The sequence below is a fragment of the Microbacterium sp. NPDC064978 genome (assembly GCF_044543605.1).
In the GTDB taxonomy this organism is placed as follows: Bacteria; Actinomycetota; Actinomycetes; order Actinomycetales; family Microbacteriaceae; genus Microbacterium; species Microbacterium meiriae.
Genome location: NZ_JBITWF010000001.1, coordinates 1323799 through 1343378, shown reverse-complemented (window position 1 = coordinate 1343378; position 19580 = coordinate 1323799). Strand labels below are relative to the sequence as shown.

16 protein-coding genes are annotated in these 19580 nt (G+C 71.4%); 9 read left to right on the top strand and 7 right to left on the bottom strand.

Going from position 1 to position 19580, the window contains the following annotated elements:
• Nucleotides 1-59 precede the first annotated feature (59 nt).
• Together ACIGJI_RS06705 and ACIGJI_RS06700 are read left to right on the top strand one after the other, a co-directional pair.
• Nucleotides 60-1229, top strand: a complete 1170-nt coding sequence (locus ACIGJI_RS06705; RefSeq protein ID WP_363445406.1) for an exonuclease SbcCD subunit D — start codon at nt 60-62, stop codon at nt 1227-1229.
• Nucleotides 1229-4222, top strand: coding sequence for an SMC family ATPase (locus ACIGJI_RS06700; RefSeq protein WP_363445408.1), 2994 nt, complete (start codon nt 1229-1231; stop codon nt 4220-4222). The genes ACIGJI_RS06705 and ACIGJI_RS06700 overlap by 1 nt, the downstream gene beginning before the upstream one ends.
• A 2-nt stretch (nt 4223-4224) precedes the next feature.
• Here ACIGJI_RS06700 and ACIGJI_RS06695 read toward each other — a convergent pair whose 3' ends face one another.
• Nucleotides 4225-4782 carry a nucleoside phosphorylase gene (locus tag ACIGJI_RS06695; protein WP_187663303.1) on the bottom strand — a complete coding sequence of 186 codons (558 nt, stop codon included), beginning with the start codon at nt 4780-4782 and terminating at the stop codon, nt 4225-4227.
• Nucleotides 4783-4891: 109 nt separating this feature from the next.
• Between ACIGJI_RS06695 and nadE the strand changes: the two genes are divergently transcribed.
• The 3 genes from nadE (at nt 4892) to ACIGJI_RS06680 (ending at nt 10080) form a co-directional block, all read left to right on the top strand.
• A complete protein-coding gene (gene nadE, locus ACIGJI_RS06690) occupies nt 4892-5710 on the top strand; it encodes an ammonia-dependent NAD(+) synthetase (RefSeq protein WP_062635667.1) in 819 nt (272 codons plus the stop codon).
• 87 nt (nt 5711-5797) lie between these two features.
• The gene (locus ACIGJI_RS06685) at nt 5798-9280 is read left to right on the top strand and encodes a TM0106 family RecB-like putative nuclease (protein WP_363445410.1); all 3483 of its coding nucleotides are present in this window, start codon (nt 5798-5800) and stop codon (nt 9278-9280) included.
• Nucleotides 9277-10080 (top strand): hypothetical protein, encoded by an 804-nt coding sequence (locus ACIGJI_RS06680; protein WP_363445412.1) that lies wholly within the window; start codon nt 9277-9279, stop codon nt 10078-10080. The genes ACIGJI_RS06685 and ACIGJI_RS06680 overlap by 4 nt, the downstream gene beginning before the upstream one ends.
• A 22-nt stretch (nt 10081-10102) precedes the next feature.
• On the opposite strand, the gene upp is transcribed toward ACIGJI_RS06680, so the two are convergent.
• A complete protein-coding gene (gene upp, locus ACIGJI_RS06675; RefSeq protein ID WP_025104476.1) occupies nt 10103-10735 on the bottom strand; it encodes a uracil phosphoribosyltransferase in 633 nt (210 codons plus the stop codon).
• Between the two features lie 81 nt (nt 10736-10816).
• Here upp and ACIGJI_RS06670 point away from each other — a divergent pair, with 81 nt between their 5' ends.
• Nucleotides 10817-11272 (top strand): nucleoside deaminase, encoded by a 456-nt coding sequence (locus tag ACIGJI_RS06670; RefSeq protein ID WP_363445414.1) that lies wholly within the window; start codon nt 10817-10819, stop codon nt 11270-11272.
• Between the two features lie 4 nt (nt 11273-11276).
• Here ACIGJI_RS06670 and ACIGJI_RS06665 read toward each other — a convergent pair whose 3' ends face one another.
• Complete coding sequence (locus ACIGJI_RS06665) at nt 11277-12248, bottom strand: cation diffusion facilitator family transporter (RefSeq protein WP_187663308.1); 972 nt, start codon at nt 12246-12248, stop codon at nt 11277-11279.
• Between the two features lie 59 nt (nt 12249-12307).
• On the opposite strand from ACIGJI_RS06665, the gene proC reads away from it, so the two are divergent.
• A complete protein-coding gene (gene proC / locus ACIGJI_RS06660) occupies nt 12308-13147 on the top strand; it encodes a pyrroline-5-carboxylate reductase (RefSeq protein ID WP_363445416.1) in 840 nt (279 codons plus the stop codon).
• A gap of 205 nt (nt 13148-13352) precedes the next feature.
• Here the strand turns inward: proC and ACIGJI_RS06655 are convergent, their stop codons facing one another.
• The 4 genes from ACIGJI_RS06655 to ACIGJI_RS06640 are packed head-to-tail and all read right to left on the bottom strand — an operon-like array spanning nt 13353 to nt 17855.
• Nucleotides 13353-14945 (bottom strand): hypothetical protein, encoded by a 1593-nt coding sequence (locus ACIGJI_RS06655; RefSeq protein WP_363445418.1) that lies wholly within the window; start codon nt 14943-14945, stop codon nt 13353-13355.
• Complete coding sequence (locus tag ACIGJI_RS06650; RefSeq protein WP_280567205.1) at nt 14927-15703, bottom strand: ABC transporter ATP-binding protein; 777 nt, start codon at nt 15701-15703, stop codon at nt 14927-14929. The genes ACIGJI_RS06655 and ACIGJI_RS06650 overlap by 19 nt, the downstream gene beginning before the upstream one ends.
• A gap of 57 nt (nt 15704-15760) precedes the next feature.
• Complete coding sequence (locus ACIGJI_RS06645) at nt 15761-16432, bottom strand: TrkA family potassium uptake protein (protein ID WP_025104470.1); 672 nt, start codon at nt 16430-16432, stop codon at nt 15761-15763.
• A complete protein-coding gene (locus ACIGJI_RS06640) occupies nt 16425-17855 on the bottom strand; it encodes a TrkH family potassium uptake protein (RefSeq protein ID WP_187663312.1) in 1431 nt (476 codons plus the stop codon). The genes ACIGJI_RS06645 and ACIGJI_RS06640 overlap by 8 nt, the downstream gene beginning before the upstream one ends.
• A 104-nt stretch (nt 17856-17959) precedes the next feature.
• Between ACIGJI_RS06640 and ACIGJI_RS06635 the strand changes: the two genes are divergently transcribed.
• Both ACIGJI_RS06635 and ACIGJI_RS06630 read left to right on the top strand, forming a co-directional pair.
• Complete coding sequence (locus tag ACIGJI_RS06635) at nt 17960-18376, top strand: metalloregulator ArsR/SmtB family transcription factor (RefSeq protein WP_363445420.1); 417 nt, start codon at nt 17960-17962, stop codon at nt 18374-18376.
• A gap of 244 nt (nt 18377-18620) precedes the next feature.
• Entirely contained in the window at nt 18621-19547 is a 927-nt protein-coding gene (locus ACIGJI_RS06630; protein WP_280567198.1) for a cyclase family protein, read from the top strand.
• The last annotated feature ends 33 nt before the right edge of the window (nt 19548-19580 follow it).

Genomic DNA, 19580 nt, shown 5'->3' with positions numbered 1-19580 from the left:
AGACGGCGGTCCCGGCACGCCTCGGACGGAATGTCCGAGGGGCTTCGTACCGTGGGGGTATGCGGATCCTGCACACCTCGGACTGGCACATCGGCCGGACGTTTCATGGCAACTCGACCATGGACGCGCTCGCCGAGGTGCTCGCCGCCCTGACCGCGCAGGTCAGGGAGCACGAGGTCGACGTCGTGATCGTCGCGGGCGACGTGTTCGACTCCGCCACGCCCTCGGCCGCCGCCTATACGCTGCTCGGAGACGCCCTCGTCGATCTGCATGAGACGGGTGCACGGGTGGTCGTCACCAGCGGGAACCACGATTCCGCCGCGCGGCTGGGGTTCCAGGCCCGGCTGCTGCGCGACGGCATCCACGTGCTCACCGACCCCCTCGCGGTCGGTACCCCCGTCACGATCGACGACGCTCACGGTCCGGTGCACTTCTTCGGGATCCCGTATCTGGAGCCCGCGATCGTCCGCCAGCACTGGCCGGAGGGCGACGCCGAGGGACGGCAGCTGCGCACGCAGGCGCAGACCATGACGCACGCGATGACCCTCGTCCGCGCGGGCATGCAGGAGCACGCGGGTCGGTCGATCGCGATCGCCCACTGCTTCGCCGCGGGGGTGGAGCCGACGGAGGGTCTGGAGCGCGAGGTGCGACAGGGCGGCCTCGACGTCGTGCCGCTCCGGGCGTTCGACGGCCCCGACTACGTCGCACTGGGTCATATCCACGGTCGTCAGCAGGTCAGCGAGCGGGTGCGATACGCCGGCGCTCCGCTGCACTACAGCTTCGGCGAGCAGCACAAGCCGCGCGGCTCCTGGCTCGTCGACCTCGATGCCGACGGGCTCGCGGGCGTCGAGTGGCTGGAGCTGCCGGTTCCGCGGCGCCTGGTCACCCTGACCGGCGCCTTCGAGGAGATCCTCTCCGCAGGGAACATCGCCGCGCACGCCGACGCCTGGGTGTGCGCCGTCTACACCGACGCCGTACCGCAGACCGAACCCATGCGACGGCTGCGCGAGGCGTACCCGCACTGCGCCATGGTGCAGCATCAGCCCGCGACGGTCGGGGAGGAGCGTGAGCGGTCGTACGGCGAGCGGCTGCGCTCCGCGGTGACCGACGCCGACCGGATCGAGGCGTTCCTCGAGCATGTGCGGGCGGGCCAGGGAGCGACCGAGGTCGAACGCGAGCTGATCCGCGAGGTGCTCGACGACCGGGTCCGCGCGGAAGCCCTCGTCTAGTGCGGCTGCATCGGCTGGAGGTCGAGGGTTTCGGGCCGTTCCGCGCGCGTCAGACCGTGGACTTCGACGCCTTCGCCGACGACGGGATCTTCCTCATCGCCGGCCGCACCGGAGCGGGGAAGTCGAGCATCCTGGACGCGGTCTGCTTCGGGCTGTACGGCGGGGTGCCGCGGTACGACGGCGGGGAGAAGAGGCTCCGCAGCGATCACAGCGAACCGGACGATCCCTCCGAGGTGGTCGTCGAGTTCAGCACGCCGTCCGGTCGCTACCGGGTCACGCGTTCGCCCGAGTACCTCCGGCCGGCTCGGCGCGGCGGAGGCCTGACCAAGCAGGCGGCTGCGGTCTCCCTGGAGGAGCTCACGGACGACGGCTGGGTGGGTCGCGCGGCGCGGGCGGTCGACGTGGCGCACGAGCTCGATGACATCCTCCAGCTCAGCCGCGAGCAGTTCCTGCAGGTGATCCTCCTCGCGCAGAACCGCTTCTCGGAGTTCCTCCTGGCGGGCAGCCGGGATCGGCAGGCGCTGCTGCGCCGGCTCTTCGGCACCGAGCGTTTCGAAGACGTGCAGGCGCGTTTCGACGAGCGGCGGCGCCACGCTGAGCAGGGCCTCGGCGCGCGTCTCGCCACGGTCTCCGCGCGGCTGGAGGAGGCGGAGCGTCTGGTGGTGGATGCCGACCTCGGGCGCGACGCCGGTGACGACGAGGGCGGCATCGCGTCGGAGGTGCAGGGCGCTGGCACCACGACCGCCGATCGCCTGGCGGAGCTCGAACGGGCGCAGGCGCGCGCTGCGTATCGGGCGGAACGGCGCGCCGCCGATCGCCTGGAGGCGGAGAAACGGTTCGAGGTCGCCGATGCTGCTCTGGCTGCGGCGCGCGAGGATCAACGCGCGCAGAAGGAGCGAGACCGTGCCCGCGCGGCGATGGCCCGTCTGGATGCCGAGGAAGCGGCGGTCGCCGCGGCGAAGGCGGAGCTCGCCAGGGCGCGGGCAGCCGAGGTGCTCCGTTCCTCGATCGCCGCGGCCACACGCGCGGCGGCGGCAGCGGACGAGGCGGCTGCCACGGAGGAACGGGCGCGCGCGGCCTGGGCCCGGCTCGGCGTCGAGACCGACGACCTCGACGCGTGGATCGCGGAACGGACGCGTGAGTCCGGGATCTGGGAGCGCGCCGTCACGCTGGAGGCACAGGCGCCGTCGCGCGCCACCGAGCGCGGGACGGCGGAAGCGGCTGTCGTCGCCGCCGAGCGCCGGTGCGAGGACGGGCAGGCGGAGCGCGCTGCCCTCCCCGGGCGGATCGCGGACGCAACCCTGGAACGGGACGACGCCCGTCGACTCGCCGACCGCATCGCGGAATGGGAGAGCGTGCGCGTCGCCGCGGCCGTTCGCCGCGAAGCCGCGGTAGAGGCGGAGACCCTGCAACAGGAGTGCACCTCCGCCGAACGCGTCCTCGCCGAGGCGACGTCTGCACAGGCCGCCGCACAGTCGGCTCTCGCTGACCTGCGGCAGCGCCGGATCGACGGCATGGCGGGGGAGCTGGCCTCCGCCCTCGTCGACGATCACCCCTGCCCGGTGTGCGGTGCGCGAGAGCACCCGGCCCCGGCAGACCACGGCGCGACGGTCTCCGCGGAGGACATCGCGGCCGCGGAGGTCCGGAGGGACGAGGCGGCGCGGCGCGAGCAGCAGGCGGCGTCGACCTGCACGACGTTGCAGGTCCGACTCGCCGCCGCCACGGCGCGCGCGGACGGACGGGACGTCGAGACGGCGGGAGCCGAGCTCGATGCCGCCCTTGCCGCGGAGAAGGAAGCCCTCGCCGCCGCCGAGACCGCGCGGCGACGCGATGTCGTCCTCGCCGAGCTCCGCGAGCAGCAGGACGCCCTGGAGCTCCGCCGTGTCCAGGATGAGGCGGCCCTGGCCGCAGCCCGCGAGCAGCTGGCTCTGGTGGTCCAGCGAGACGATGACGCCCGCAGGGCGATCGACGAGGCGCGAGGGAGCTACGCGTCGGTCGCCGAGCGGACGGCGGAGACGACCGCCCACCTCGCCGTGGCCCGACGCCTCCTGGACGCCGAGGCCGAACGTGCGCGGAGACAGCAGGCGGCGACGGAGGCGGCCGCCGAGAGAGACGTTGCACTCGATGCCTCCGAGTTCCCCGACGTCACGGCCGTCGTGGAGGCGTTGCGTCCGCCGGCGGCGCAGGCGGAGCTCGATGAGCGGGTGACGACGCACGTGGTGCAGCGGGAGAAGGAGCGTGCACTTCTCTTCGACCTCGAACTGCGGACCCTGCCGGAGGAGCCGATCGACCTCGCGCCGATCGAGCAGGCAGCGCTCGATGCGAGGGCGGCGTGGACCGCCGCCGTCGACGAGGCCACGAGGACGGCGGGCGACGCTGCGCGGCTGGCCGGCCTCATCGACGCCGCGAAGGACGAGCACGCCCGCACGGCAGAGGACGCGGCGGCGTTCGAGGTGCTCCAGGCCCTCGCCGACACCATCGCCGGACGCGGAGCGAACACACGCAAGATGACGCTGGAGACCTTCGTGCTGGCGGCAGAGCTCGAGGAGATCGTCGACGCCGCGAACCGCCGCCTCCACGACATGTCGGAAGGACGCTACCGGCTGCAGCACTCCGATGCCCTGGCGGCACGCGGTGCCGCGTCCGGACTGAGCATCGTGGTCGCCGACGCGTTCACCGGGCAGACCCGCCCGCCACAGTCGCTGTCCGGCGGCGAGACGTTCCTCACGTCCCTGGCGCTCGCCCTCGGGCTGGCCGAGGTCGTGACGGCCCGCGCCGGCGGCATCCGCCTGGACACGCTCTTCATCGATGAGGGATTCGGCTCGCTCGACGGCGACACACTCGACGTCGCGATGCGCACGCTCGACGAACTCCGGCAGGGCGGGCGCACGGTCGGGGTCATCAGCCACGTCGAGGCCATGCAGGAACAGATCCCGGCTCAGCTCACCGTCCGCGCGCTGCCGAACGGGCCGAGCGTCATCGAGATGCGCTGAGCTCAGACCCCGTATTCGGCGCGGATGACTTCGCGCAGCTCGATGCTGCATCGGGCGATGGCCTCGCGGAAGTCGGCCAGGGCGCCGTCCTCGGCTTGGTCGGAGACGGCGCGGAAGGCGCGGATGGGCACGCCGAACTGTCCCGCGACCCAGATGTACGCGTAGGTCTCCATGTCCACCAGTGCGGCGCCCATCGGCCGGATCACCGCCGTGACCTCGGCGTCGTTCACGAAGTGGTCACCCGTGGCGATCACGACGCCCTCGCGGCCCGTCGTCACCTGCGGCGGAAGCGAGACGTGCCGTCCGACGACGCCGTCGAGATCGATCACGTCGTGCTGCACCGCCGTCGCGATCTCGTGCACCGCGTACGGACGCCCCTTCTCGATGGAGCCCGCGGTGCCGACGACGACGACCTCGTCGTAGGTCTTCGCGTCGAGGGCCCGGGTCAGCGCGTACGTCGCCGGCAGCTTGCCCGGGCCGGTGACCAGACGGTCGAAGCCGTCGAGCTCCTCGGGGAAGGCGGACAGTTCGGACTCGAGGGCGGCGACGAGGAGCTTCACCGCTTCAGTCTCTCAGGTCGCGGCCGGATACCGCGTCCTGGCGCAGTGGCGTGACCCGCCGGAAACACGGAAGGGCGATACTGGAGTGAACCGATGAGCGGAGGACAACGTGTCGTTGCAGAAGCAGATCGCGGAAGACCTGGGCGCCCGGCCCGACATCGATCCCGAAGCGGAGGTGGAGCGTCGCGTCGGTTTCCTCGCGGACTACCTGCGGACGACGGGCGCGAAGGGCTTCGTCCTCGGCATCTCCGGCGGACAGGACTCGACGCTCGCGGGGCGCCTCGCCCAGCTCGCGGTGGAGCGCGTGCGTGCCGAGGGCGGGGAGGCGACCTTCCTCGCGGTGCGCCTGCCCTATCGCGTGCAGCACGACGCCGACGACGCGCAGGCCGCGCTGGACTTCATCGCGCCGGACTCGTCGATCGAGGTGAACATCCAGAACGGGGTCGAGGGTGTCGAGAAGGACATCGAGTCCGCCGTCTCCAGCGACATCTCCGACTTCAACCGCGGGAACATCAAGGCCCGCCTCCGCATGGTCACCCAGTACGCGCTCGCCGGGCACGAGGGTCTGATCGTGATCGGCACCGACCATGCCGCCGAAGCCATCACGGGCTTCTACACGAAGTTCGGCGACGGCGCGGCCGACGTCCTCCCGCTCGCCGGGCTCACGAAGCGACAGGGTCGCGCCCTGCTCCAGTTCCTCGACGCCCCGGAGCGCCTGGCCTTCAAGGTGCCGACGGCCGACCTCCTCGACGACCAGCCGGGGCGCACCGACGAGGACGAGCTCGGGCTGACGTACGAGCAGATCGACGACTTCCTCGAGGGCCGGGAGGTCGACCCCGAGGTCGCCGGGCGCATCGAGGCGCGGTATCTCGCGACTCAGCACAAGCGTCATCTGCCCGTGACGCCCGACGACACCTGGTGGCGCTGACCCGGGGCGCCTCACGCGGGACCGCCCGCTTTTCGCCGTGTCGGATGCCGCGGATAGTGTCGAAGCAGCCGACAGAACGGGAGAATCGTGCGGATCGACACAGAGGCGCAGCGGGTCATCTGGAGCGCGAGCGACCTCAAGGCGGCCGCCGAGTGCGAGTTCGCCTGGTCCCGCGCGATCGATGCGAAGCTCGGTCGAGTCCCCGCGGTGGAGGAGCCGGAGGACGCGACGCTCCTCCGCGCGGCCCAGCTCGGAGACGTGCACGAGCAGAACGTGCTCGAGCGCTACATCCGGGAGCTCGGCGACGAGCGGGTGCATCGGATCGCCAAGGTCTCGTCGAGCGATCCTGACGCGCTGGCTGCCGCCGTCGACGAGACGTTGAGCGCTCTGCGCTCGGACGCGCTGGTCGTCTTCCAGGCGGCCTTCGCCACCGACGAGTTCGTCGGGTTCGCCGACTTCCTCCGCCGCGATGCGGACGGGCGTTGGCGCGTGCAGGACTCGAAGCTCGCCCGCAAGGCCCGGGTGACCGCACTCATGCAGCTCGCGGCATATGTCGACCAGCTCGACCGGCTCGGCATCCCGCGTGCGGACGAGGTCGACCTCATCCACGGCGACAACAGCGTCAGCACGCATGCGGTCGACGACCTCCTCCCACTGTTCCGCGTGCGCCGGGCGCGGCTGCGCGCTCTGATCGCGGACCGCGCCGTGGCCGACGGCGCGGCCGGGGCGCCGCTCGCGTGGGGCGACGACCGCGGCGACCTGCGCGTGGTCGCCTGCGGGCGCTGCGCCACGTGCGAGGAGCAGGTGCTGGCCCATCGCGACCTCCTCATGGTGGCCCGCATGCGGCCGGTGCAGCGGGCCCGTCTGCGCGCCGCCGGGATCCTCACCATCGACGACCTGGCCGCGGCGACCCAGGCACCGGAGGGCATGAACGTCGACACGTTCGAGAACCTCCGCGCCCAGGCCCGCGTGCAGCTGCGGGCGGATGCCGAGGGCGCGGCGACGTACGACGTGCACTATGCCGCGGCGATCCACACCCTCCCTGTGCCCAGCCACGGGGACATCTTCTTCGACTTCGAGGGCGATCCGCTGTACACCGAGCCCGCTCCCGACGGCGAGGCCGAGTGGGGCATCGACTATCTGTTCGGCTGGGTCGACAACGCCGACCAGTACACCGCGCTCTGGGCGCACTCGTTCGCGGAGGAGCGTCGGGCGCTGGAGACCTTCCTCGACTTCGTGAAGGCGCGTCGCGCCGCCCACCCCGGCATGCACATCTATCACTACGCCCCCTACGAGACCTCCCACCTGGTCGCGATGGCCGCCCGCCATGGGGTGCGCGAGGGTGAGGTGGACCGCCTGCTCCGCGAGGGCGTGTTCGTCGACCTGTACCCGCTGGTGCTGCGCACAGTGCGGGTCGGTTCGCGGTCCTACTCCATCAAGAAGCTCGAGCCCCTCTACATGGGGGAGGACGTGCGCACGAGCGACGTCCAGAAGGGCGACGATTCCATCGTGCAGTACGTCGCGGCGCGGGAGCTCGCGGCAGCGGGGGCGCAGGCCGAGGCCGACGCGGTGCTCGCCGACCTCGCGGACTACAACCGCTACGACTGCGTCTCCACCCGGCGGCTGCGCAACTGGCTCATCGACATCGCCCGCGCGGAGGGGGTCACGCCGGCCCCGCCGGACGACGCGGACGAGGTCATCTACGAGCCGTCGCCGCGTTCGCTCGCGCTGCTCGGCGATGCGGAGCGTGCGGCGGAGACCGGTGATGACGGGCTCGTGCACCGGCTCGCGGCGGCCGCCATCGACTACTTCCCGCGCGAGGCGAAGAGCTTCTGGGTCGCGCACTTCCAGCGGCTGCGGGAGCCGGTCACGATGTGGGACGGCACGCGCGATGTGGTGAAGGTCGATGCGACCCGCTCGCGGGTCCGCCGGGACTGGAGCATCGGCGAGGGCCGCAGAGTCCTGTCGCGCGAGCTGGAGATCCGCGGCGAGGTGTCCCCTGGCACGACGCTCGGTCCGGGCGCCCAGCCGTTCGCGCTCTACGACGTCCCGGCGCCGTTCGACACCGACGTCCCGTCGCGCGCGGTGCACGTGCCGCACGGGGTCACGGTCGTCGAGGTGCTGGACGACGGCTATCTCGTGGCGGAGTCCGCGGTCCAGGGGCAGACCTGGGATGACCTCCCCGTCGCCCTCACTCCCGCCGCGCCGCCACGGGTGGTGTCGCTGCAGCAGGCGATCGACGAATGGGCCGATGCGGTGCACGCGGCCGCTCCGGACTTCCCCCAGGACGCGGCGACCGACATCCTCCGCCGCCTCCCTCCGCGCACCGTGTCGGGGAACGCGCTCCCGGCCGCCGGCGACGACCCGATCGACGCGATCGTCCGCGGGATCCTGGACCTCGACCGCAGCTATCTCGCCGTACAGGGGCCTCCAGGCACGGGGAAGACCTACACGGGCTCCCAGGTGATCGCCCGGCTCGTCACAGAGCACGGCTTCCGGATCGGCGTCGTCGCGCAGTCCCACGCGATCATCGAGACGCTTCTGGAGCGCGTCGTCGCCGACGGTGTCGCCCCGGGTCAGGTGGCGAAGTGCCCCAAGGACGCGAACGCCGATCCCGGGTACACGGTGATCCCGAAGACCGGCATGGCCGCCTTCCTCGCGGAGCACGCAGACGGGGGCGCCGTCGTGGGCGGTACCGCCTGGGACTTCAGCAACACGCAGCGGGTGGCCAGGGGAGAGCTCGACCTGCTCGTGATCGACGAGGCGGGACAGTTCTCGCTCGCCTCGACGATCGCGGTCGCCACGGGCGCGCAGAGGCTCCTCCTCCTCGGCGACCCGCAGCAGCTGCCCCAGGTCAGCCAGGGCGCCCACCCGGAGCCGGTGGACACGTCCGCGCTCGGCTGGGTGATGGACGGCGACCCCGTCGTGCGCCCGGAGTACGGCTACTTCCTCGCGCGCTCCTGGCGGATGCACCCGCACGTCGCGGCTCCGGTGTCGAAGCTCGCCTATGCCGGGAAGCTCGCCTCCGCACCCGGTACCGAGCGGCGCGCGGTCGAGGGCATCGACCCGGGCCTCCACGTGGTGCCGCTGCGCCACCGCGGTAACGCGACCCAGTCGCCGGAGGAAGCAGAGGAGGTCGTGCGCATCGTCCGCGACCTCGTGGGCCGCGCCTTCCACGACAACGATGCGGCGGGCACCGTGCGGCCACTGACGCCGGAGGACATCATCGTCGTGGCGCCGTACAACGCGCAGCGGCAGCTCGTGCACGACGCGCTCGCCGCGGCGGGTTTCGGCGGCGTCCCGGTGGGCACGGTCGACAACTTCCAGGGCAAGGAGGCCGTCGTCTCGATCACGACGCTCGCGGCGTCGAGTGGCCGAGACGCTCCCCGGGGCCCGGAGTTCCTGCTGCTGCAGAACCGGCTCAACGTGGCGATCTCCCGGGCGCAGGTCGTGGCCTACCTCATCCACTCGCCGGCGCTGCTCGACGACCTGCCGTACACGCCCGAGGGCGTCGCCCGGCTCAGTGCCTTCGCCCGCCTCGTGGGGGCCGCTGAGGAGGAGGGTTCATGACGACGACGGTTCCTGCACCGGCCGCCGACGGCACGCCGACCGAGGCGGACATCCTCCGTGCCGCCGCCGCGTGGGCCTGGTTTCCGCGCGGCAGCGAGCATGTCCGCGGCGACCTGCTCCTCGTGCGGTACCCGGAGCGGTTCGGGGGCGGCGTCCGCGGCTCGCAGGTGACGTCCGCGCGCCCCGCCGCCGAGGTGCTGGACGGGGCGCTGGAGCGCACCAGAGCCTGGGGCGAGAGCGTGTTCACGTTCTGGACGAATCCCGCCGACGACCCCGACCTCGAAGAGGAGCTCCGACGCCGCGGTGCCGTGCACTTCGACACCGTCACCGTGTTCGCGCGTCCGACCAGTGGAGCCGCGGTCGGCGTGCCGCCCGGGGTCTCCGCCGAGGTCGTGCGGACCGTGGATCAGCTCCGCGAGGTCGATGCGATCAACGTCCCGGTCTGGGAGCAGCAGCCCCTCGACGACGACGGTCTGCGTGCCGAGTTCGCCGAGCTGACCGGGGCTCTCGATGCCGGTACCGGTTTCCGGGTGCTCGGGCGCATCGACGGACGCGCGGTGAGCACGGGGGGATGCACCATCGTCGACGGGTTCACTCGACTGTGGGGAGCGGCGACGCTCGAAGCCGATCGTGGTCGCGGCGTCTATCGAGCGGTCCTCGCGGAACGCCTGCGGCAGAGCGCCGCGCGCGGTGCGAGGACTGCGCTCGTCAAGGGCCGTGTCTCGACATCGGCGCCGATCCTCGCGAGAGCCGGCTTCACGCGCTACGGCGACGAACGCGGCTACCGCCTGGCCCTCTGACGTGGGAACGGCGGCGACGGCCTCAGACGGTGCCGTACAGCCGGTCTCCCGCGTCGCCGAGACCGGGCACGATGTACCCCTTCTCGTCGAGGCGCTCGTCGAGCGCTCCGAGGACGAGGGTCACGTCACGGTCGCCGGCCATCGCCTCGATCGCCGCCACACCCTCCGGAGTGCCGAGCAGGCAGATCGCGGTGACGTCCTTCGCACCGCGATCGAACAGGAACTGGATCGCGGCGGCGAGCGAGCCGCCCGTCGCCAGCATCGGGTCGATCGCGAAGCACTGGCGGTCGGAGAGATCGTCCGGAAGCCGCTCGGCGTACGTGGTGGGCTCGAAGGTCTCCTCGTCGCGGACCATGCCGAGGAAACCGACCTCCGCGGTGGGGAGGAGCTTGACGAGGCCTTCGAGCATGCCGAGACCGGCGCGCAGGATGGGGACGACGATGGGTCGCGGCTCGGAGATCTTCACGCCCGTGGTCGTGGTGACCGGTGTCGTGATCTCGATCGGAGTGACCTTCACATTCCGGGTCGCCTCGTACGCGAGGAGCGTCACGAGCTCTTCGGTCAGCTGGCGGAAGACCGGCGACGGGGTGCGCGCGTCGCGCAGCACCGAGAGCTTGTGGGTGATGAGAGGGTGGTCGGCGACGTGAACACGCATGGATACAGGCTAATGCGCCCCGCGTCCGCGCACGACATCGGGTGCCGTGGCGGACACCGCGCGCTGTCGTAGGCTCGGGGCATGACCGCCGCCGACCGCCGTGCGATGCAGCGTGCCCTCGAGCTCGCTGCCGAGGCCGCGGACGCCGCGGAGATCCCGGTCGGCGCCGTCGTCCTCGATGCCGACGGGCATGTCCTGGCCGAAGGGCGGAACACCCGCGAGACCACGCACGATCCGACCGGGCACGCCGAGATCGAAGCCATCCGCGCTGCGGCGGCGCACCGGGGATCGTGGAATCTCGACGGCTGCACGCTCGTCGTCACGCTCGAGCCCTGCGTGATGTGCGCCGGCGCGATCCTGCAGGCACGCATCAGCCGCGTGGTCTTCGGCGCGTGGGATGACAAGGCGGGAGCGGCCGGATCGATGTACGACGTGCTGCGCGACCGGCGCCTGCCCTACCGCGCCGAGGTGATCGGCGGCGTGGACGAGCACGCGTCCATCGCGCTGCTCCGGGCCTTCTTCGAGGACCGTCGCTGAACGCTCAGTCCGAGGACTTGAGGACGAAGACGTCCGTCGAGGGCTCCGGATCGATCGCGGGACGGTAGACGTCCGGCTCGATGTAGACGACCCGGGCGACCGGCACGGCGGCGCGGATGCGGGCCTCGATCTCGTCGATGTCGTCGGCGACCTCGCGCAGCGGCTTGTCGGCGCTGAGCGCGATCTTCGCGGCGACCATCAGCTCGTCGGGCCCCAGGTAGAGGGTCTTCATGTGGATGATCTTCTCGATCTCCGGGCCGTCGTTGATCGCGTCCACGATCCGGTCGTAGTCGGCGGGGGTCGCTCCCTCGCCGACGAGCAGACTCTTGGTCTCCACACCCAGCACGATCGCGATGAGCACGAGCAGGACGCCGATCATCACCGTGCCGAGGGCGTCGAAGACGGGGTTGCCGGTGAGCAGCGTGAGACCGACGCCGAGCAGGGCGAAGGTGAGTCCGGTGAGGGCACCCACGTCCTCGAGGAGGACGACGGGGAGCTCCGGCGCCTTGGACCGTCGTACGAAGGAGAACCACGACTGCCCCTTCTCGCGCACGACGTTGCTCTCGCGCACGGCGGTGCGCAGCGAGAACGACTCCAGGCCGATCGCGATGAACAGCACGACGAGGGGGAGCCACCACCAGGTCTGATCGATCTCATGCGGATGGGTCAGCTTGTCCACACCCTCGTAGATCGCGAAGAGCCCGCCGACGGAGAAGAGGATGATCGAGACGACGAAGGCGTAGACGTAGCGCTCGCGGCCGTAGCCGAACGGGTGCGAACGGTCCGCATGGCGCTTCGCCTTGCGCCCGCCGAGCATCAGCAGCAGCTGGTTGCCGGAGTCGGCGACGGAGTGGATCGCCTCCGCGAGCATCGATGCCGAGCCGGAGAGAGCCCACGCGAGGAACTTCGCGAGGGCGATGCCCAGGTTCGCCAGGAACGCCGCGACGATGGCCTTGCTGCCTCCGGATGCACTCATGCGACGAGTCTAGGACGGCAACCCGGCCGCCACAGGAGCGCCCGCCGTAGGATGACGACATGGCTGATGCGCTCCCGTCCCTCGCGTTCCTCGGTGCCGGATCGATGGGGGGAGCGATCCTCCGCGGCGTGCTCGCCTCGGGCGTCCCCGTGCAGGGAGGGATCACGGCCACGAACCGCACGCCGGAGAAGGCGGCGGCGTTCGCGGGTCTCGACGGCGTCACGAGCATCGCGCTGTCCGAGCAGCCGGAGGGGAACGCCGAGGCCGTGGCCGGCGCACGGGTGGTCCTGGTCGGGGTGAAGCCGGCGATGGTCCCCGACCTCCTCCGCGAGATCGCGCCGCACCTGGCCGCGGAGACCGTCGTGGTGAGCCTCGCCGCGGGTGTCACGCTGCAGACCTTCGCCGACGTCCTCGGTGCCGAAGCCCGCGTCATCCGCTCCATGCCGAACACCCCGTCGACGATCCGCAAGGGGGTCACCGGGCTCGCGGCCGGCGCCGCGGCGACCCCCGACGACCTCGCGCTCGTGCGTCGTCTGTTCGAGACGGTGGGCGCGGTGGTGGAGGTCCCCGAGTCACAGATCGATGCGCTCTCGACGATCTCGGGCTCCGGTCCCGCGTACGTCTTCCTCCTCATCGAACAGTTCACCGCAGCCGCGCGGGAGATGGGCTTCGCCGACGCGGACGCCCGTCTGCTGGCCGAGCAGACCTTCATCGGCGCGACCGCGCTGCTGGATTCGACGGGGGAGGACCCCGCCGAGCTCCGCCGCCGGGTGACCAGCCCGAAGGGGACGACGGAGCGCGCGGTCGCCGTGCTCCAGGACGCGCACCTGTCCGACACCTTCGCCGCCGCTGCTGTCGCCGCCCTCGCTCGCGCGAAGGAGCTCGCCGCCGGCGCCTGATCCCGCCTGTTCTCGCGCGCTTCCACCCCGCGAAGGCAGGCTTTCACGCGAGTTCAGGCAGCCAGCACTCCTGGAGCCTGAACCCGCGTGAGCGCCTGTTGTGGCGAGGGCGGCGGGGGAGCAGGCGACCACGCGAGTTCAGGCAGCCAGCACTCCTGGAGCCTGAACCCGCGCGAGTGCCTGTTGCGGGCGAGGTGTCGTGCGGCTAGGCGTCGCTGGCGACCTCGGTGAGCACCTCGGGCCAGCGCCGTTGCAGGACGTGACCGCCGAGCACCGTGCCGCCCCAGAGGGGCGCGCCCCCGAGGACGACGGCGGCCGCGAGGCTCGCCCAGCCCAGGGGCGGGATCCAGATCGACGCGATCGCGAAGCCGAGGGCGGGGCCGCCGAGCAGCAGCGTGATCGGGGACATGATGAGCATCGCGAGGAAGGACTGCGCGCCGCCGGAGGACCCGCGTCCGAACGGGTTGGCCTCGGGTGCCGGAGCACGTCCTGGCAGGAACGCCCCCACCCAGGACCCCGCTCCCGCCGACACCGCCATGAGCCCGAGAGCGGCGCCCAGGCTGCCCGGAAGCAGATCCGGACGCCCGGCCAGCAGGCAGCTCGCGACGCAGAGGAGGACCGTGATCGGCACCGCGATCAGCGCGAATCCGAGCAGCCGTCCGGCGCGGTCGGCCGTGCCGCTCACGCCCGTGAGGATGTGCAGCGCGACGGCATCGTTGTCGTAGGCGATCGCCATCTGCACGATGCTGCCGGCCAACAGGGCGTTGATCGCCGGAATGAGGGTGATCGCGGGCGCGAAGCCGGCACTGTCCTGCTGCAGTCCGTTCATGAGCGCGAGTCCGAGGAAGATCGCCGGGAGCAGCAGGAGCATCACGATGTTGACGACCTGACGCGGATCGCGGCGGAAGTAACGGAGCGTCCGTCCCGCGATGGCACCGACGGGGCCCGCGGGGAGCAGGCGGTCGAGCAGGCCGCCCGAGCGCACGCGTCCGCCGCCGCTCGACTGCAGCGGCGCGACCAGGCGCGCATCGAGCATTCGGCGCGCGGCGACCCAGAAGACGACGAGGGTGCCGGCGGCGACGAGCAGTCGCAGGAGGGCGGTGAGCACGTCGCCCTGTGCCACCGCGGCCGGGACCCCGAACACGGCCGACACCGGCGTCCACGCGGCGATCTCGGCGACCGTCGTGAAGGCGCCGCCGACGTCGCGCACGGTCGACAGTGCCTGCAGCCCGATGTTCAGGAGGAGGCCGGAGGAGGCCAGCAGCACGACGCCGAGGGTGAGGACGAGGTCTCGCGTCCGCCGACGGGCGAGCCACCCCGCGAGCAGACCGCTGACGACGCGGGCGCCGAGGACGCAGGTCGCGAGGGCCACCGGGACCATGAGCACCGCGACGAGGAGGGCCGGAACGCTGACCGACCATCCCACGAGCATCAGCAGCAGGGCCAGGGCGGTGCCGATGCCGCCGATCGTCGTCATCCCCGCCACGACCAGTCCGGGGAGGAGAGAACGGGCGGTCACCGGGAGCAGGGCGAAGCGCTCAGGTGCCAGCGAGTCGTCCGCACTGACCAGGATCGACCCGATCCACCACCCGAGCACGATGACGGCGCCGGTGAGCACCATCGCGGTCACGGCGGCGTCGGGAGCTCCCACCCGCAGGGCGATCAGCCCGACGGTGAGCAGCCCGAGCATGCTCAGCGCGATGAGACCCACGATCGCGAGGGTCACGATCATCCAGGGGTTGCGCCTGAGCTGATGTCCGAGCTGTCGCAGCCGCAGGCCTACGAGGAGCGCAACCACGCGAGCGTCTCCGTTCCGAGGTCGTGCGCGCCCACGAGGGTGAGGAAGCGCTCCTGCAGCGTGAGCCCGGCGCGCACCTCGTCGAGCGCACCGTGTGCCAGCAGGCGGCCCTCGGCCACGATGGCGACGCGGTCGCACAGCGACTCGACGAGCTCCATGACGTGGCTGGAGAGGACGACCGTGCCGCCGCCGTCCACGAAGGAGCGGAGGATCTGCCGGATCGTCTGTCCGGAGACCGGGTCGACCGCCTCGAGCGGTTCGTCGAGGATCAGCAGCCGGGGCGCGTGGATGAGCGCGCAGGCCAGGCCGATCTTCTTCTTCATGCCGGCCGAGTAGTCGACGACGAGCGTGTCGCGGGCCTCCGTCAGGCCGAGCGCGTCGAGGAGCTCACCGGAGCGGGAGACGACCTCCGCCTCCGGCATCCCGCGCAGCAGGCCGGTGTACCGCAGCAGCTCGGCGCCGGTGAGGCGGTCGAGCATCCGGATGCCGTCGGGGAGCACCCCCATCCGCGCCTTCGCGGCGGCAGGGTCCTGCCAGACGTCGGCGCCGAGCACCCAGGCGGTCCCGGCGTCCGGGCGCAGGAGCCCCGTGGTCATGGCGAGCGTCGTCGTCTTGCCCGCACCGTTCGGGCCGAGCAGCCCGAGCATCGAGCCTGCGGGGACGTCCAGGGACAGCGCGTCGACGGCGACCTTCTGCCCGAACTGCTTGCGGAGCCCGCGGAGGGCGAGGACGGGCGGTGCGGGGGCGTGATCGCTCATGCCCCCATCCCACCACGGCGGCCGTGGCGGGCGCATCCGTCGCGGGGAGGACCCGGTTCAGCGGTCGAGGGCGGCGAACCGCTCGATGTCGCTGTTGGTCCCGGAGACGATGATGAGGTCGTGGTTAGTGACGATGGTGTTGGCCTCGGCGTACCGGAACGGCTTGCCAGGGCTCTTCACGCCGACGACCGTGACCTTGTACTTCGAGCGCACACCGGATTCGTTCAGGCCGACGCCGCGGATGAACTTCGGCGGGTACATCTTGGCCAGGACGAAGTCGTCGTCGAAGCGGATGAAGTCGAGCATGCGCCCGCTCACGAGGTGCGCGACGCGCTCGCCGGCCTCGCGCTCGGGGTAGATGACGTGGTTGGCGCCCACCCGGGCAAGGATCTTGCCGTGCGACTGGGAGACCGCCTTCGCCCAGATCTGCGGCACCTTGAGGTCGACGAGGTTGGCCGTGATGAGCACCGACGCCTCGATCGAGGAGCCGACGGCGACGACCGCGACCTGGAAGTCCTGGGCGCCGATCTGACGGAGCGCGTCGATATTGCGGGCATCGGCCTGCACGGTGTGCGTGACGCGGTCCGACCACTTCTGCACGAGCTCGAGGTTGTCGTCGATCGCGAGCACCTCGCGGTCGAGGCGGTCGAGTTCGCCGGCGCAGGCGGCGCCGAACCGGCCGAGACCGATGACGAGGACGGGAGCGTCCCCCCGAAGGACTTCAACCAACGATCGGCCTTTCCACGGGCAGTGAGTAGTACTGCGTGCGCGATGTCGCGGCGACTGCCGCAGCGAGAGTCACTGTACCAACGCGGCCCATGAAGATCGTCGCGGCCATGACGTACGAGGCGGAATCCGGCAGCTCCCCGGTGAGGCCGGTGGAGAGCCCGACGGTGCCGAACGCGGAGATGACGTCGAAGAGCACGTGGCTGATGTCGGCCTTGGTGATCTGCGCGATCACGATGGTCGACAGGGCGACGATCGTGGCACCCCAGGCGACGACGCTGAGGGCGACGCGCTGCACGTCGCTGGGGATGCGGCGGCCGAACGCCTCGACGGACTGGCGGCCCTTCGCTTCGGACCAGACGGCGATCGCGAGGACCGCGAGCGTGGTCACCTTGATGCCGCCCGCCGTCGACGCGGACCCGCCGCCGACGAACATGAGCATGCTGGCAGCGAGCAGCGACGAGCCGTTGAGGTCGTCCATCTCGATGACGTTGAAGCCGCCGGAGCGGGTCATCGCGGAGAGGAAGAACGCCTGGAAGGTCGTGTCAGCGGCGTCCATCGAGCCGAAGGTCTTCGGGTTGTTGTACTCGAGGATCAGGAAGGCGGCGGCGCCCAGGATGAACAGCAGCACGGTGGTGACGATGGTCAGCTTCGAGTGCAGCGACCAGCGCTTGACGTGCCAGACGTGCTTCGCGAGCGTGTAGATCACCGGGAAGCCGATGCTCCCGAGGAACACGCCGACCATGAGGAGTGACAGCACGAGGTAGTCGTCGGCGAAGACGGCCACCCCGCCGTCGTTCGGCGCGAAGCCGGTGTTGGTGAAGGCCATCGCCGAGAAGTACGGGGCCTCCCAGAGCGCGGCGATCGGGTCCACCCCCGCCATCACCAGCGCCGGGTAGAGGAGGGCGGCGAGGGCCGCTTCGATGAAGAGGGCCGAGAGGGCGACCGTGGTGAGCAGCTGGCCCACCTCGCCCAGGCGCACCGTCTGGCTCTCGTTGACCACGCCGCCGTGCGCGCGGAGCGGATTCGTGTCGCCGGCCGCCATGAGCTTGGCCCGCAGGCCGAGGCGCTTCGAGATGAGCATCCCCATGAGGGAGGCGAGGGTCAGCACGCCGAGGGCGCCGATGTTGACGCCGATGAACACGACGACGTGGCCGAAGGGCGACCAGTGGTTGGCCATGTCGACGGTCGCGAGGCCCGTCACGCAGATCGTGGAGACGGCGGTGAAGAGCGCATCGCTGAGCGGTGTCACCGTGCCGCTGGCGGAGGCGATCGGCAGCGAGAACAGCACCGTGAACACGAGGATCAGCAGCGCGAAGACGGCGATCGCGAACCGGGAGGGCGACGAGGTGATGAGGTGCTTCACCCGGCCGGCGGCTCCGGGGAGACCGGTGCGAGGAGACGACGCCGAAACGATGCCCGACATCGCTGCCCCCTTCTTCTGCGCCGTCCGTTCCCCGGCGGCAGCACGGCGCCTCTCGCCGAGCCTTCGTCATGGTACTCCGTGCCGGGGCGCACTACCCTGATCACATGACGGACATCTTCGACGTGATCGCAGACGGTACGAGGCGCGACATCCTCCAGCTCCTGCTCCGCCGCACGTCCGAAGGCGAGTCCGGCACGAGCGTGAGCCAGATCGTCGCCGACCTCGGCATCAGCCAGCCCACGGTCTCCAAGCACCTCAAGGTGCTCCGGGACGCCGAGCTGGTGACCGTCCGCGAAGACGGCCAGCGCCGTTTCTACAGCCTGTCCGTCGCGCCGCTCGAGGCCGTCGACGACTGGCTGGTCCCGTTCCTCGTCGACGCGTTCGGCGACACCGCGCCGGACATCGCATACCCGGGCGCTCCGACCCCCGACGGTGCTGCACACGCGGCCGAGGTCGTCGGGCGTGCAGCGGCATCCGCCAAGCACGTGGTCGCCAATGCGCTGAAGCGCCTCGGCGCCTGACCCGACGCCCCGCCCGGACGGAGAACCGCCCCCGACGGCAGGGGGGATGCCGTCGGGGGCGGTGTGCGGACCCCAGATCCGCGCGGACTCGGCAGGTGCCGGCACGGGTCCTGCACTCGACATTGGCAGGGCTGTCTGAGCGATCGGGCAATGCGGGCTATGCGCGGGCTGGACGTCGGCGTGCCGGTGGGGCAGGGCGGGGCCACGCATCGTTCCGGAGGAGCCCGTCGGGCAGGATGGGCACATGACGGACGAGTACCGCGCGCACTTCGACTTCGCGATCACCTTCGCCAACGGCGGCGGGCTGCAGGGACAGGGGTTCCGACTCGATCTGCCGCGGAAGGACATGACGGCCGAGGAGGTTTCGAGCCTGCTCGTGTCACACCTCGGCCTGACGCTCGTGGGCGGGGTCGAGCTCCGCGACCTGCAGATCGTCTCCGAGCCGCACCGAGGCAGTCGTGGCGTCGTGGCACCGGCTCCTGCAGATCGCGCCGACCGAGTCGTCGACCTGAGCCACCCGATCGCCGAGGGCATGGTCACGTATCCCGGGCTGCCCGCGCCGAGCATCACCCCGCACCTCACCCGCGCGGCCTCTCGCGAGCGCTACGCGCCGGGGACGGAGTTCGCGATGGACGTGATCACGATGATCGGCAACACGGGGACGTACCTCGACTCCCCGTTCCACCGCTATGCGGACGGGGCGGACCTGGCGGCGCTCGACCTGGAGAGCCTCGTGGATCTCCCCGCCGAGGTCTTCCACCTCCGCGACGCCTGGACGCCGCAACGGCGGGGCATCAGGGCGGCGACGCTCGCCGACCGCGAGCTCCGCGGCAGCGCGGTGCTCCTGGACACCGGCTGGAGCCGCCTGTTCGGCACCCCCGACTACGGCACGGGCGCACCCTTCCTCGCCGAGGACGCCGCGCGATTCCTCGTCGATGCCGGGGTGCGCCTCGTCGGCATCGACGCGCTCAACATCGACGACACGGAGAGCGGCGGGGAGCGACCCGCGCACAGCATCCTCCTCGCAGCGGGCGTGCACGTCGTCGAGCACCTCACCGCTCTTGACCGCCTCCCCGCGCGCGGGGCGCGGTTCACCGCGGCCCCTCCGGCGATCCGCGGGTTCGGCACGTTCCCGGTCCGGGCGTTCGCGACCATGCCGATATCTCACTGATCACAGCAGTCACGCGGGTTTACACGCGTCCCA